Here is a 13783-nt window from a genome sequence, read left to right on the forward strand (position 1 = left end):
GGCACATGCGGGCCGATAGGCGTTTGCCCTATGGTTGACGCTCCCCATCGGTCCTGCCGCTGCGCCCGCCCTGTCCATCGAACGCCCCATGCAGACCCGCATCGAAAGCGCCCCGCTGTCTCCTGCCGCCATTCCGTCGCCGATCGGAACACCCGCCACGGAGCGCACCCAGTTCGCGGTGCTCGGCGGGATCAGCTTCGCGCACATGCTCAACGACATGATCCAGTCGCTGATCCTGGCGATCTACCCGATCCTGAAGCACGACTTCCATCTCAGCTTTGCGCAGGTCGGCCTGATCACGCTGACCTACCAGCTCACCGCCTCGCTGCTGCAACCGCTGGTCGGCACGGTCACCGATCGCCGGCCGATGCCGTACTCGCTGCCGGTCGGCATGGGCTTCACCCTGTGTGGCCTGCTGCTGCTTGCCACCGCGCCGAACTTTCCGGTGCTGCTGCTGGCCGCCGCGCTGGTCGGCACCGGCTCGTCGGTGTTCCACCCCGAATCCTCGCGGGTGGCACGGATGGCATCCGGTGGGCGGCACGGCCTGGCGCAGTCGCTGTTCCAGGTCGGCGGCAACACCGGCTCGTCGCTGGGGCCGCTGCTGGCCGCGTGGATCATCGTGCCGCACGGGCGCGGCAGCGTGGCGTGGTTTTCGCTCGCCGCGTTGCTGGCGATCGTGGTGTTGCTGCAAGTGGGCCGCTGGTACAGCCACCATCACATCACTCACGGCAAGTCGGCGGCGCGGCACCTCGCGGCGGTGGCGCTGTCGCGCAAGCAGATCATCGGCGCGCTGGCGATCCTCGGCCTGCTGATCTTCTCCAAGTATTTCTACCTGGCCAGTCTCAGCAGCTATTACACCTTCTACCTGATCCACAAATTCGGCGTGTCGGTGCAGAGCGCGCAGGTGCACCTGTTCGTGTTCCTGTTCGCGGTGGCCGCCGGCTCGCTGATCGGCGGCCCGGTCGGCGACCGGATCGGACGCAAGTGGGTGATCTGGGTGTCCATCCTCGGCGTGGCGCCGTTCACCCTGCTGCTGCCGCACGCGAACCTGATGTGGACTGGCGCGCTGACGGTGGTCATCGGCCTGGTGCTGGCCTCGGCGTTCTCGGCGATTCTGGTCTACGCGCAGGAATTGCTGCCCGGCCGCGTCGGGATGATCTCGGGGCTGTTCTTCGGGCTGGCCTTCGGCATGGGCGGCATCGGCGCCGCCGTGCTCGGCGGACTGGCCGACGTGCACGGAATCGAATACGTCTACCGGCTGTGCGCGTACCTGCCGCTGATGGGGCTGATCACGGTGTTCCTGCCGAATCTGGAACGCCCGGTTCGCGCATGATTTTTCGCAGGAGCCCGCTGGCGGGCGATGCTCCCGGCTCCATCAAAGAGCAAGAGCATCGCCCGCGAGCGGGCTCCTACACGGGGTCGATCACGACCGGTTCCGGCTCCAGCCGCACACCGAATTTCGCTTCGACATCTGCAATCACCCGCTGTGCCAGTGCCCACAGTTGCGGCCCGCTCGCCTTGCCGTGATTCACCAGCACCAGCGCATGCCGATTCGAAATACCGGCGTCGCCTTCGCGCACACCCTTGAGACCGGCGGCCTCGATCATCCATGCGGCGGACACCTTGCAGCGGCCGTCGGGCTGCGGCCAGGCAGCGAGGTCGGGATGTCCGCGCTTCAGCGCATCGGCCAGCGCGGCGTCGACGATTGGGTTCTTGAAGAAGCTGCCGGCGTTGCCGATCACCGCGGGATCGGGCAGCTTGCGCGTGCGCAGATGCACCACCGCCTCGGCGACATGGAACGGCGCGGGCTTGTCCACACCCATGCGCGCCAGCTCTTCGGCGATGCCGGCGTAATCGGTGCGCAGCGCACGGCTGCGCGGCAGCACGAAGCGTACGGCGGTGACGATGTAGCGGCCCGGCTCGTGCTTGAACAGCGAGTCGCGATAGGCGAACGCGCAGGTGGCTTGGTCCAGCGTCACCACGCGACGTTCGCGCGTATCCCACGCCTCGACGCTCTCGACGAACTCGGCCACTTCGCAGCCGTAGGCGCCGATGTTCTGGATCGGCGCGGCGCCGACGGTGCCGGGAATCAGGATCAGGTTCTCCAGGCCGGCGTAGCCCTGGCCCAGGGTCCAGCGCACGAAGTCGTCCCAGCGTTCGCCGGCGGCCACTGCGATGCGCGCACTGGCGCCGTCGCTCTCCACCTGCACGCCGCGGGTGGCCATCGCCAGCACGGTGCCGTCGAAGTCGCCGGTGAACAGCAGGTTGCTGCCCTCGCCCAGCACCAGGAGGCGCCCGTTGCGCACCGCGGGGAAGTCGAGCAGTTCAGGCAGCTTGCTGGCATCGCGGATCTCGGCCAGCAGCTTCGCCCGTGCGTCGACGCGCAACGTGTTGCGCGTCGCCAGCGAGGCGTTTTCGGTGAGCGTGTAACCGCCCATATCTATGCGCTCCGCGGGCATGGGGGTGGGTTCAAGCGACATCGGCGGCCTCGCGCTGACGGCGGATTTCATTGACGCACTCGGCGACCAGCTGCGGCCCGCGATAGATCAGGCCCGAGTAAAGCTGCACCAGCGACGCACCCATCTCCATCTTCTCGGCGGCATCGCTGCCGTCGAGGATGCCGCCCACGCCGACCAGCGGAATGCGGCCTTGCAGACGCCGGTGCATGCCGGACAGCACCGCGGTGGAACGGTCGAACAGCGGCTTGCCGGACAACCCGCCGACTTCGTTGCCGTGCGGGTCGTCGGCCACCGCCGCATGGTCGATCGTGGTGTTGGTGCAGATCACCCCGTCGATGCCGGTATGCAGCAGCACCTCGGCGATCGCGTCGAGCTCCGCTTCGGAAAGGTCCGGCGCGATCTTCAGCAGCATCGGCTTGCGCCGTCCGTGCTGCGAACCGAGCCGCTCCTGTGCCTCGCGCAGCACCGAGATGAAGCGGCGCAGCGTGGCTTCTTCCTGCAAGTCGCGCAGGCCCTGGGTGTTCGGCGAGGAAATATTCACCGTGACATAGCTGGCCAACTCGTACACGCGGGTCAGGCAGAGCAGATAGTCGCTGACCGCCTTCTCGTTCGGCGTGTCCTTGTTCTTGCCGATGTTGATGCCGAGCACGCCGTGGTAGCTGGACTGCTGCACGTTGCGCACCAGCGCGTCGACGCCGGCGTTGTTGAAGCCCATGCGGTTGATGATCGCCTCGTGCCGCGGCAACCGGAACAGGCGCGGCCGGTCGTTGCCCGGTTGCGGCTTCGGCGTCACCGTGCCGACCTCGATGAAACCGAAACCCAGCGCATCGAGCGCGTCCAGATGTTCGGCATTCTTGTCCAGGCCGGCAGCGAGCCCGACCGGATTCGGAAAGGTGATGCCGAACACCTTGGTCGGCAGGTCCGCCGGCGGCTTGGCGATCCACTGGGAAAAACCGCTGCGCTGGGCCACGCCCAACGCATACAGGGTGGCGCGATGCGCGGCCTCGGCATCGAGCTTGAACAGCAGCGGGCGCAGGATGTCGTACATGGATCAGGCCAGGTGACCCGCGAAAATGCGGGTGTCGTAATCGAAGCTTACCGTGCCGTTTTCGGCACAGCTGTCGAACAGTTCGCGCAGCGCGCGCAGCATCGGTTCGTGCCGGGGATCGCCGGCCTTGGGCGCATACGACGACGACATCAGGCGCCCGCGCAAGGCCTCGAAATCCAGCTGCTGCGCGTGTTCGAAACGGGCCGCGCCGCGGAAGCCGGCGCCGAACCAGGCGCGCATGCGCGCGTCGTCGGCATAGCGCTCGGCCACGCTGGTGTAGTCGGTGCCATAGGCCAGCAGCAGCGCCTCGTAACCTTCCAGGAATCGGGTGCCGGCGAGTCGGCGCGAGTTCCACCAGATCGCTGCCAGTCCGCGCGGGCGCAGGATGCGCGCGAACTCGCGCCGCGCCGCGTCCTCGTCGAACCAGTGGAACGCCTGCGCCACGGTGACCAGATCCACGCTGGCACCGGGCAAGCCGGTGGCGTCGGCGCCGCCGTCGACCGCATCGAAGCCCGCGTACGCCTGCAGCCAGTGTTCCGCGGCGGTGCGCATCGGCGCATTCGGCTCCACGGCGGTCACCCGATAGCCGGCGTCGAGGAACAGCTTCGAGGAGATGCCGGTACCCGCGCCTATGTCCGCCACTCGCCAGTTGCTGTCCACGCCCTGCTCGCGCTGCAGCCAGTCCAGCAACGCTGCCGGATAGTCCGGCCGGTAGCGCACGTAATCGTCGACGCGGTCGCTGAAGCGCGCGGTGGATGGCAGGGAAGCGCTCTCGTCAGCCATGGAGCATCTGTCCGCCATCGACGACCAGGGTGTGGCCGGTGATCCAGCCCGCCCACGGCGAGGCCAGGAACAGCGCGGCGTGGGCGACCTCTTCCGGCGTGCCGAAGCGGCCGAACGGGATCTTCGCCAGGGTGGCGCGGTAGAGCTCCGGCTGTTCCAGCTTGCGGCGCTCCCACAGGCCATCGGCAAACGCGATCGAACCCGGCGCGATCGCATTGACGCGGATGCGATGTTCCGCCAGTGCCAGTGCCTGCGAGGTGGTGTACTGGCTCAGCGCCGCCTTCACCGCCGCATACGCCGCGCCGTTCGCGCGCGGGCGGAACGCAGCGATCGAACTGGTGTGCAGGATGCATCCGTGCGGCGAGGCCTTCAGGTGCGGCAAGGCCACACGCGACGCGCGTACTGCGGCCATCAGGTCCACGTTGAAGCCGGCGCTCCACGCCTCGTCGCTGTCGTCGAAACCGTAGCCGCTGGCGTTGTTGACCAGCACGTCGATGCCGCCGAGCGCGGCAGACGCCTCTGCCACATAGGCGTCGATGGCGCGGGCATCGGCCAAGTCGCAGCTCTGCGCATGCGCCGGCGCGCCGTGGGCGGCCAGCGCCTGGCGGGTCTCCTCCAGCGCCGCGATGCCACGTGCACAGATCGACACCGCTGCGCCGGCTTCGGCGAAGCCCAGCGCGATGCTGCGGCCGATGCCGCGGCTGCCGCCGGCGACGACGACACGATACCCGTGGAAATCGAAAGGCGTGCGCGGCATCAATGCCAGTTCGATAAGGCGAAACCGAAGATCAGTGCAGCGATGACCACGAACATCAGCAGCACGCCCAGCAACAGTTGCACGTAGCCGAGCACCAGCCCGGCCACGGCCATGCCGTCGCCCTCGGTGCGGGCATCGGGCGGACTGCGGCGGATCTCGCCGCGCGCCAGGTGGCCGCAGATGATCGCCACGATTGCGCCCACGAACGGCAGCACGCACCAGGCCAGGATGCCGAACACCAGGCTCACCACGGCCAGCGAACTGGTGCCGGTGCCCGGACGGTAGGACGGTTGGTAGCTCATCGGATCGCTCGCTCATGTCGAGGTGGTGGATCAGCGCCGTCATGCATTGCCGTCGGCCGCGGGCAGCGAACCGCCCGCGGCCGGTTCATCAGAAGTCGAACTTGATGCCTTGTGCCAGCGGCAACGCGTCGGAGTAGTTGATGGTATTGGTCTGCCGGCGCATGTAGACCTTCCAGGCGTCCGAACCCGATTCGCGACCGCCGCCGGTTTCCTTCTCGCCGCCGAACGCACCACCGATCTCCGCGCCGCTGGTGCCGATGTTGACGTTGGCAATGCCGCAGTCCGAACCGGCCGCCGACAGGAATTGCTCGGCCGAGCGCAGGTTGTTGGTGAAGATCGACGAGGACAGGCCCTGCGGCACGTCGTTCTGCATGTCGATCGCCTCGTCCAGCGTCTTGAACGGCATCACGTAGAGGATCGGCGCGAACGTCTCGGTCTGCACGACTTCATGCGTGTTCGCGATGCCGGTGATGATGGTCGGCAGCACGAAGTTGCCCTTGCGCTCGGTCAGCGCCTTGCCGCCGGTGCGCACGTTGCCGCCGGCGGCCTTGGCCTTCTCGACGGCGTTGAGGAATCCCTGTACCGCTTCCTGGCTGTTCAGCGGCCCCATCAGCGTGGTGGCGAGCGTCGGATCACCGATCTTGCCCTCGACCTGCTGGTACGCCTTGACCAGGGTGTCGAGCACGCCGTCGAAGATCGACTCGTGCACGAACAACCGGCGCGTGGTGGTGCAGCGCTGGCCGGCGGTACCGACGGCGCCGAACACGATGCCCGGGATCGCCAGCTTCAGGTCGGCCGTCTCGTCCAGGATGATCGCGTTGTTGCCGCCCAGTTCCAGCAGCGAGCGGCCCATGCGCTGCGCCACGCGCTCGCCGACCATGCGACCGACCTTGGTCGAGCCGGTGAAGCTGATCAGCGCGATGCGCTTGTCGTCGACGAAGGCCTGCGCCAGGTCGCTGCCGGCGTCGTTGAACAGGAAGAACAGGTCGGGGAAGCCGCCGGCCTTCAACGCCTCGTTGCAGATCTTCATGGTGGCAATCGCCGACAGCGGCGTCTTCGGCGACGGCTTCCAGATGCAGATGTCACCGGCGATGGTGGCGAGCATGGCGTTCCACGCCCACACCGCGACCGGGAAGTTGAACGCGCTGATGATGCCGACCAAGCCGAGCGGATGGTACTGGTCGTACATGCGATGGCCCGGGCGCTCCGAGTGCATCGTGGCGCCGTACATCATGCGGCTCTGGCCCACCGCGAAATCGGCGATGTCGATCATCTCCTGCACTTCGCCGTCGCCCTCGGGCTTGATCTTGCCCATCTCCAGCGCGACCAGCGAACCGAGCGCATCCTTGTGCTTGCGCAGCGCTTCACCGCACAGCCGCACGGCTTCGCCGCGACGCGGTGCCGGGGTGGTGCGCCACACCTTGAACGCTTCCTGCGCGCGCTTGACGATCACCGCGTAATCGGCGGCACTGGACGCATGCACGGTACCGAGCACGTCGCCGGTAGCCGGGTTCACCGGCTGCAGCGCGCCCGCGTCGGTGGTCTTCGACCACTCGCCCTGGCCGAGGTAGCTGCCGGACTGCTCGCCGGCGAGGCCAAGCGCATTGAGGATTGCATGGGACATGGATGTCTCCTGGACTTGCGGCGCTTGCGGGCACCGTGAAGGGAAAGCGGTAATTGCCCATTCTAGCAGGGGCGGCGGGCGTGGCTCCCGCTTTGGCTTGCAGCGGGGGGAGAACAACGCAATCGCACCGCCGCGTGATCCATGCGAAAATCCCGCCGCTGCCCTCGTAGCTCAGTTGGATAGAGCGGCCCCCTCCTAAGGGGCAGGTCGGACGTTCGAATCGTCTCGAGGGCACCAGTTCCCTAACGCGAGGGCCGGCCATGCCGGCCTTCGTGCCTTCAGGCTCACGAGCTGCACGACAGCATCGAGCAACCGGCCTTGTGCCGCACCCAGTCCGGGCGCTTCTGCGCGAACGCCTCGCGACCGGGCTGGTCGTCGTAAGGGTGGCGCATCACCTCGAGCAGCTCGGCGATACCGTGGGGGTCACCCTGCTCCGCGCGGTCGATCGCCTGCTGCGCCAGGTAGTTGCGCAGCACGTAGCGCGGGTTCGCCAGGCGCATCCGCTCGCGGCGCTGGGCCAGCGCCAGCGGATCGTCGGCCAGCCGCGCCGCATAACGGGCCAGCCAGCCGTCGAGCGCCGGCTCGGCCTCGCGCCGCTTCGCCTCGTCGTAGAACGCTTCGCCGAACGGCGCCAGCGTGGGCGCCTGCACGTCCACATCGGCCAGCGCACGGAACCACAGCGTCATGTCGATCTCGGCCTGCTGCATCAGCGCCTGCAGCGACTGCATCAGCGCCACGTCGTCGTCGCGGCATTCGGCCAGGCCCAGCTTGGCGGCGATATTGGCGCGGTCGGCGGCGGCATACACGGCGGCGTAATGCTGCAGCCCGGCTTCCAGCGACGCAACGCCATCGAACAGCGGCGCCAGCGCACCGGCCAGGCAGCTGAGATTCCACCGCGCCACGTTCGGCTGCTGGCCGAAACGGTAGCGACGGCGCTGCGCGTCGGTGGTGTTCGGCGTCCAGTCCGGATCGTAGTTGTCGACCCAGCCGTACGGGCCGTAGTCGATGGTGAGGCTAAGGATGGACATGTTGTCGGTGTTCATCACGCCGTGCACGAAACCCACGCGCATCCAGTGCGCCACCATCGTGGCGGTGCGCTCGCACACTTGGGTGAACCACGCCGCATACAGCGCCTCGCCTTCCCCGCCGAGCTCCGGGAAATCGCGGCGGATGGTGAACTCGACCAGCTGGCGCAGCAACGCAATGTCGCCGCGCGAGGTGGGCAGTTCGAAATTGCCGAAGCGGATGAACGACGGCGCCACGCGGCACACGATCGCACCCGGTTCCGGCGCGGCGTGGCCGTCGTAGAACATGTCGCGCACGACCGCTTCGCCGGTGTCGATCAGGCACAACGCGCGCGTGGTCGGCACGCCCAGGTGGTGCATCGCCTCGCTGCACAGGAACTCGCGTACCGACGAGCGCAGCACCGCGCGGCCATCCGCGCCGCGCGAATACGGCGTCAGCCCGGCGCCCTTCAGCTGCAGCTCCCAGCGTTCGCCGGCGGCGTTGATGACTTCGCCCAGCGAAATCGCGCGACCGTCGCCGAGTTGTCCGGCCCAGTTGCCGAACTGGTGCCCGCCGTAGTTCGCCGCATACGGCTGCATGCCGTCGAGCACGACATTGCCGCCGAACAGTTGCGCGAACTCGGGCGTGGCCACGTCCGCTGCGCTGAAGCCGAGCGTCGTCGCCATCTCGGCCGAATGCGCCAGCAGCCGCGGCGCCGCCACCGGCGTGGGGTCGACCCGCGAGTACAGCGCGCCGCCGACCTGGCGCAGTCGCGCGCCCTGCTCCGGATCACCGGGCAGCTCGCGCACGAACGCATTGTCGAAACGAAGATCGAACATCAGGGTGCCTCGCGGGACTGCAGCCTATATCCGGGCGCCATCGGCGCGATGCAAGGCCGGATCATGGTGTGCGACCCGCCTTCTCCCAACGGCTAGCGCGCCACGGCTTGCCCGCGGTGCGCCGGACGATGGATCGCCTTCAGGCGCTGGTAGACGGTCAGCACGGCGGTGCCGTAATTCCTGGCCAGGGCCGGCGTGTGACTGTGGTAGTAACCCACGCCAAGGACCCGGTCGGGCGTCTGCCGCATGCCGTCGCGCAGGATTTTCGCCGCGACGCTGATATTCGTGTGCGGATTCAGCAGCGTCAGCGGATCGCGCACGGCATCGCGGTGCATCGGGTAGTAGACCTGCATGATGCCGACGTCCTGCACCGCCGCCCCACCGAACTGACTCGCCGCCGCCATCGCCAGTTGCACGTCGTGGCGGTCGCCGCGCACCAGATGATCGTCGACGCGGAACAGCCACGGCGTGGGCGCAACCTTGCCATCCGGATACAACGCCTTCGATTCCACCAGGGCGATGCTGTACAGCAGCAGCGGGTCGACGCCGGAGGCCTTGCCGACCTGCGACCACAGGCTGTGCTGCGAGCGGATGTCCAGATCGGGCTCCGCGATCGGCATCATCAGGTCCATCGTGCTGACGTCGGACAACAGCTTGCGACCGGTTTCCGCCGGCCCGGAGCGAACGGCCGACGCCACCGTTGGCGCGCTTGCCGGAGCCGACATTGGCGCAGGCCTGGCCGGCAAGGACGGTGCACGCATGACAGATGCTGGCCCTGCCGATGCGGCAACCACCGCCCTGACCGGCGTTGATCCCGCGCCGGGATGCAGCATGCCGGAGCGCAGCAACACCAGGGCAGCGCCCGCGATGGCGCCCATGGCGACGCCTGCCGCAAGCCGGCGCCAATGCGCCCTCGCCCATCCAAGCCACGACGGCATACGTGCCCGCGCCCACGGCACGATCCGGGCGTCGACGAGCCGGCGCAAACCGGCGACTGCGGTCACGTGCCATCCATCCAGCGGCCATGCAGGAGGCAGCAGCCAGCGCTCCGCTGCCGGGTGCGGTGCGCTCGGGGGCAACCGGCTGCGCACGACCCGTGAACGGATCCACTGGGCAGGTGCCGGCATCAGGACGGCCGGGGCGACCGGCCGGCGACGGGCCGACGAGTCTCCTGATTTCCAGCGCGCCGGCGCCATCAAATACACCCGGCCCGGTTCCCGAGGGGCGCCACGCACGGTCACGGAGTCCGTGGGCTTGCCCGAGCCCGCTGCCGTGCCCGCTTCAGCAGGGGCTTGTTCCCACGCCGGCACATCGCACGTATCGCCGGGCGCGGCCAGGCAACCATCGACTTCGGAGTACCCGTGGCTCTCGCCGTGCAAGGTATCTGCAGTCGTTGGGGTCAAACCATCCACGAGCGAATCCTGTTCAAAGGCGCGGCCGCCGCCGATCCGGTGGGGTCGGGGCGGCGAGCTCCCCGTGTCGGGGGTCGCCATTAAATCAGGTTTGCGAAGCCGATTCCCGTATCGGCGCCAGGACGTTCTCGCACGAACCCGACGCAAACCGCACACCTTGTCCGCGAAACATCGGCACGGTGTGCACGGGCCGGTGCGCCAGTCAGCCGCTATAGTCGGCTGCCGCACCCTCTGCGAAAACCGCATGAACCCGACGTCTGCCGACCACCTCAACGCCGACGCGCTGCCCGAGGACGCGCCCTACCTCGCCGCCACCACGCGCTGGCTGGAGCGCGCGGTGATCGGGCTGAACCTGTGCCCGTTCGCCCGCGCGCCGCATGTGCAGGGCAAGTTGCGCCTGCGGATCAGCCATGCGCGCGACACCGATACGCTGCTCGACGACCTCTGCGGCGAACTGCAGTCGCTCAACGCGATGACTCCTGACGAGTGCGAGACCGGCCTGCTGATCCACCCATTCGTGCTCGGCGACTTCCTCGACTACAACGACTTCCTCGACGTGGCCGACGCCGCCGTGCAGACGCTGGGGCTGGAGGGCGAATGGCAGGTGGCCAGCTTCCATCCCCACTACCAGTTCGCCGACACCGCGCCGGACGACGTCGAGAACCTCAGCAACCGCTCGCCGTATCCCACGCTGCACCTGCTGCGCGAATCCAGCATCGAGCGCGCGATGGATTCGATGAGCGACACCGACAGCATCTACCGTCGCAACATGGAAACCCTGCGTCGGCTTGGCCCGGAAGGCTGGCAGGCACTATGGCGCGACGACGCCGGCTGACGCGCTGCGCGCAACGGCAGATTCACACTCGCGCGTGGCGAAGCTGTCATGCTGACGAGTGAATATCCCCTACTCCAGCGCCCCCGATCCCTACGCCGAAAGCGTCGACCCGAGCGTGCAATGCACGACCTGCGAAGCCGTGTGCTGTCGCCTCACCGTCGTGCTGATGCCTGAAGATCATGTGCCGACGTGGCTGATCGCCCGCGACGAAAACGGCATGGAAACCCTGGCCAAGGGCGAGGATGGCTGGTGCGCCGCGGTCGATCCGCACACCTTCGGCTGCACCATCTACGAAGACCGCCCCACCATCTGCCGCAAGTTCGCGATGGGCAGCCCGAGCTGTCGCGATGAACGACACAAGTGGTTCGGTGCGACGATTCCCACGGCCGTGCATATGCTGTAGTTGGAGCAACTCACCTGACCGTACCGTTCAGGGTCCCGTCCACGTAAAACCTCCCATCCGGTTTCAACGTGAACGTGGATGACGCTACCGGGCACCCGAGTGGGTTCCGGCGAATCGTGAACGTCATGGATGCCGTCTTGCCATCCCCTTCTTCAATGGTCGACCCAGCCACTTCGACCTCGGCGGCACCCGTCGCCCAGAGGTAGCCGCCCACCGGCGTTTCGCCCAAGTCCCCCATCCGGGCATAGACCAGCCCCACCGCGTGTGCGCCACCGCGGCTCGGACGATCTTCCACATCGAAGAACCTGAAGATGACGGTTCCGGCACCGCCTTCGGTGGACTTCACGTCCACGGCCAAACGCCCAAAATCCTGCAGCGGGATGACTTGCCTGCGTTCAAAACTCAGTCTTGGGCAGTTTGCGGCGCCCTCTTTCGCGATGACAGGTTGCACAACAAGGGTTAGCACGCCAACACATGCACCGAGCAAGTAACGCAGCACGACGGTCCCTTGAAATTCGTGGATGGTGATTACGGATTGTCGAAAATCAGTGCGGTCTCGTCGGCATCGAGTGCGCGCCACTCGCCCAGCGGCAAGTCGCCGAGGGTGAGCTTGCCGACGGAAATGCGCTGCAAGGTCTCGACGTTGTTGCCGGTGGCGGCAAACATCCGGCGCACCTGGTGGTAGCGGCCTTCGGTGACACTGAGCCGGGCATGCCGCGGCCCCGGCACTTCAAGCGCGGCCGGTGCCAGCGGCTCCTTCTCCGATTCCAGCATCAGCGTGCCGCTGGCGAATAGCTCGCCCTCGTCGCCGCGCAGGTCCTGCGCCAGCGTCGCCTCGTAGACCTTGGTCACCTGCGCCTTCGGCGAGATGATCCGGTGCAGCAGCGCGCCGTCGTCGGTGAACAGCAGCAGCCCCGAGGTGTCGCGGTCGAGCCGGCCCACGCTGGACAGCGCCGGCGAGCGCACGTTGTAGCGCGGCGGCAACAGGTCGTAGACCACGCGGCCCGGATCCTTGCGCGAACAGGTGACGCCGAGCGGCTTGTTCAGCATCAGCACCAGGCCGGGCGGCGGATCGAGCGGCTCGTCGTCGACGCGGATGGTCTCGTACGGCACCACGTCGTCGGCATACAGCACCTCGCCGTCCGCATCGGTGATGCGCCCGGCGCGGAACAGCTGGGTCACGTCCTTGCGGCTGCCGTAGCCCAGGTTCGCAATCAACTTGACCAATTTCATCCGCGCACCCCGACCGCCTCGATCACCTTGAACCCTTCCCGCACGACCAGCGTGCGCACGTCATGAAAACGCGAGGCCAGCACGGCCTCGTACGGCAGATGCCGGTTCGCCACGATCAACAGCCGGCCATCCGGCACCAGCGCTTCGGCCGCGCTGACGATGAATGCGCGGCCCAGCTCGGGCAAGTCGGCGCGCCCCTGATGGAACGGCGGGTTGCTGACGATGGCGTCGTAGCGCTGCGCCAGGCCGCGGGTGACGTCGTGCCAGTGCACCGCCACCGCCACCTCGCGCCCGCATTCGCGCTGCGCCCGCGCCAGGTTGAGCCGTGCCGGTTCCAGCGCGCGCGCTTCGGCTTCGTACAGGTCGAGAGCGTCGACCCGTGGGCAACGTGCAATGACCTGCGCGGAAAGATAACCGTAGCCGGCACCGAGATCGGCCACGCGGCCGTGCAGGTCTGCCGGCAAGTGTTCCGCCAACAGCGCCGAAGCCCGGTCGACGCGGTCCCAGGCGAACAGGCCGGGGCGGCTGACGTAGCCATCGGCAATATCGCGTGGCGCATCCAGCGCCAGCCAGTCGGCCAGCAGGTCCTGGTCGACGTCGGCCGGCTGCGGCGAGCTCCAGAACACCCGGCATTTGTGCTTGGACTGGTGCTGCACGGCGCCGGCCAGTTTCGCCAGATCCGCCTCGCCCGACTTCGCGCCCTCGGCATTCGGCATCGCGACCAGCAGCGTGCCGCGCGGCGCCAGGTGCTGCAGCGCGCGGGCGAACAGGGCGCGTGCCTCATCGCGCTGGCGCGGCGGCAGCAGCAACACCAGTGGAAATTTTTCATCGGCCGCCGGTTCGCCCACGCGCAAGCCGTTGCGACCCAGTTCGTCGGCAAACGGCAGGAAGCCCTGCTCGCACAGCCAGCCGGGTTGCGCCATCTCGCGCAGGCGCACGCCGGCGCGCGCGCGCAGGAACAGCACGCGACCATCCGCCGGCAGCGTCAACTCGCCGGTGTCGAACGGCACGAACAGGGCCCCCAGCGCCGCATCCGGCGCGGCGGCGGAAACTCCGGCAGCCGTCACGTCATCTCCCGACCAT

Annotated in this window: 14 protein-coding genes and 1 tRNA gene; 4 read left to right on the top strand and 11 right to left on the bottom strand. The window is 67.9% G+C overall.

The window, feature by feature from the left end; genetic code table 11:
• The first annotated feature begins 88 nt into the window (after positions 1 to 88).
• On the top strand, positions 89 to 1333 hold the full coding sequence (locus ABD024_RS09980; RefSeq protein ID WP_343852127.1) for an MFS transporter: 1245 nt from the start codon (positions 89 to 91) through the stop codon (positions 1331 to 1333).
• Positions 1334 to 1409: 76 nt separating this feature from the next.
• Here ABD024_RS09980 and murB read toward each other — a convergent pair whose 3' ends face one another.
• The 6 genes from murB to amaB form a co-directional block, all read right to left on the bottom strand.
• Positions 1410 to 2438, bottom strand: a complete 1029-nt coding sequence (murB, locus tag ABD024_RS09985; RefSeq protein ID WP_343854626.1) for a UDP-N-acetylmuramate dehydrogenase — start codon at positions 2436 to 2438, stop codon at positions 1410 to 1412.
• Positions 2439 to 2469: 31 nt separating this feature from the next.
• Entirely contained in the window at positions 2470 to 3507 is a 1038-nt protein-coding gene (locus ABD024_RS09990; protein ID WP_343852129.1) for a quinone-dependent dihydroorotate dehydrogenase, read from the bottom strand.
• 3 nt (positions 3508 to 3510) lie between these two features.
• Positions 3511 to 4290, bottom strand: coding sequence for a class I SAM-dependent methyltransferase (locus ABD024_RS09995; RefSeq protein ID WP_343852131.1), 780 nt, complete (start codon positions 4288 to 4290; stop codon positions 3511 to 3513).
• Positions 4283 to 5047 carry an SDR family NAD(P)-dependent oxidoreductase gene (locus ABD024_RS10000; RefSeq protein ID WP_343852133.1) on the bottom strand — a complete coding sequence of 255 codons (765 nt, stop codon included), beginning with the start codon at positions 5045 to 5047 and terminating at the stop codon, positions 4283 to 4285. Before ABD024_RS10000 ends, ABD024_RS09995 begins: the two co-directional genes overlap by 8 nt.
• Positions 5047 to 5349 carry a DUF4190 domain-containing protein gene (locus ABD024_RS10005; RefSeq protein ID WP_343852135.1) on the bottom strand — a complete coding sequence of 101 codons (303 nt, stop codon included), beginning with the start codon at positions 5347 to 5349 and terminating at the stop codon, positions 5047 to 5049. Before ABD024_RS10005 ends, ABD024_RS10000 begins: the two co-directional genes overlap by 1 nt.
• Positions 5350 to 5437: 88 nt before the next feature.
• Positions 5438 to 6973, bottom strand: a complete 1536-nt coding sequence (gene amaB, locus ABD024_RS10010) for an L-piperidine-6-carboxylate dehydrogenase (RefSeq protein WP_343852137.1) — start codon at positions 6971 to 6973, stop codon at positions 5438 to 5440.
• A 160-nt stretch (positions 6974 to 7133) separates the two neighbouring features.
• Here amaB and ABD024_RS10015 point away from each other — a divergent pair.
• A tRNA-Arg gene (locus ABD024_RS10015) sits at positions 7134 to 7210 on the top strand.
• Positions 7211 to 7257: 47 nt separating this feature from the next.
• Here ABD024_RS10015 and ABD024_RS10020 read toward each other — a convergent pair.
• Together ABD024_RS10020 and ABD024_RS10025 are read right to left on the bottom strand one after the other, a co-directional pair.
• Positions 7258 to 8817, bottom strand: coding sequence for a protein adenylyltransferase SelO (locus tag ABD024_RS10020; protein ID WP_343852139.1), 1560 nt, complete (start codon positions 8815 to 8817; stop codon positions 7258 to 7260).
• A 92-nt stretch (positions 8818 to 8909) separates the two neighbouring features.
• A complete protein-coding gene (locus tag ABD024_RS10025) occupies positions 8910 to 10310 on the bottom strand; it encodes a hypothetical protein (protein WP_343852142.1) in 1401 nt (466 codons plus the stop codon).
• A 163-nt stretch (positions 10311 to 10473) separates the two neighbouring features.
• Here ABD024_RS10025 and ABD024_RS10030 point away from each other — a divergent pair, with 163 nt between their 5' ends.
• Complete coding sequence (locus tag ABD024_RS10030; protein WP_343852144.1) at positions 10474 to 11064, top strand: DUF1415 domain-containing protein; 591 nt, start codon at positions 10474 to 10476, stop codon at positions 11062 to 11064.
• Positions 11065 to 11122: 58 nt separating this feature from the next.
• Positions 11123 to 11467 (top strand): YkgJ family cysteine cluster protein, encoded by a 345-nt coding sequence (locus ABD024_RS10035; protein WP_343852146.1) that lies wholly within the window; start codon positions 11123 to 11125, stop codon positions 11465 to 11467.
• 10 nt (positions 11468 to 11477) lie between these two features.
• Here the strand turns inward: ABD024_RS10035 and ABD024_RS10040 are convergent, their stop codons facing one another.
• The 3 genes from ABD024_RS10040 to ABD024_RS10050 are packed head-to-tail and all read right to left on the bottom strand — an operon-like array spanning position 11478 to position 13767.
• Positions 11478 to 11966 carry a hypothetical protein gene (locus ABD024_RS10040; RefSeq protein ID WP_343852148.1) on the bottom strand — a complete coding sequence of 163 codons (489 nt, stop codon included), beginning with the start codon at positions 11964 to 11966 and terminating at the stop codon, positions 11478 to 11480.
• A 29-nt stretch (positions 11967 to 11995) separates the two neighbouring features.
• Positions 11996 to 12700 (bottom strand): pseudouridine synthase, encoded by a 705-nt coding sequence (locus tag ABD024_RS10045; protein ID WP_343852150.1) that lies wholly within the window; start codon positions 12698 to 12700, stop codon positions 11996 to 11998.
• Positions 12697 to 13767 carry a class I SAM-dependent methyltransferase gene (locus ABD024_RS10050; protein WP_343852152.1) on the bottom strand — a complete coding sequence of 357 codons (1071 nt, stop codon included), beginning with the start codon at positions 13765 to 13767 and terminating at the stop codon, positions 12697 to 12699. Before ABD024_RS10050 ends, ABD024_RS10045 begins: the two co-directional genes overlap by 4 nt.
• Positions 13768 to 13783 lie beyond the last annotated feature (16 nt).

It is taken from the genome of Rhodanobacter soli (assembly GCF_039523495.1).
GTDB lineage: Bacteria > Pseudomonadota > Gammaproteobacteria > Xanthomonadales > Rhodanobacteraceae > Rhodanobacter > Rhodanobacter soli.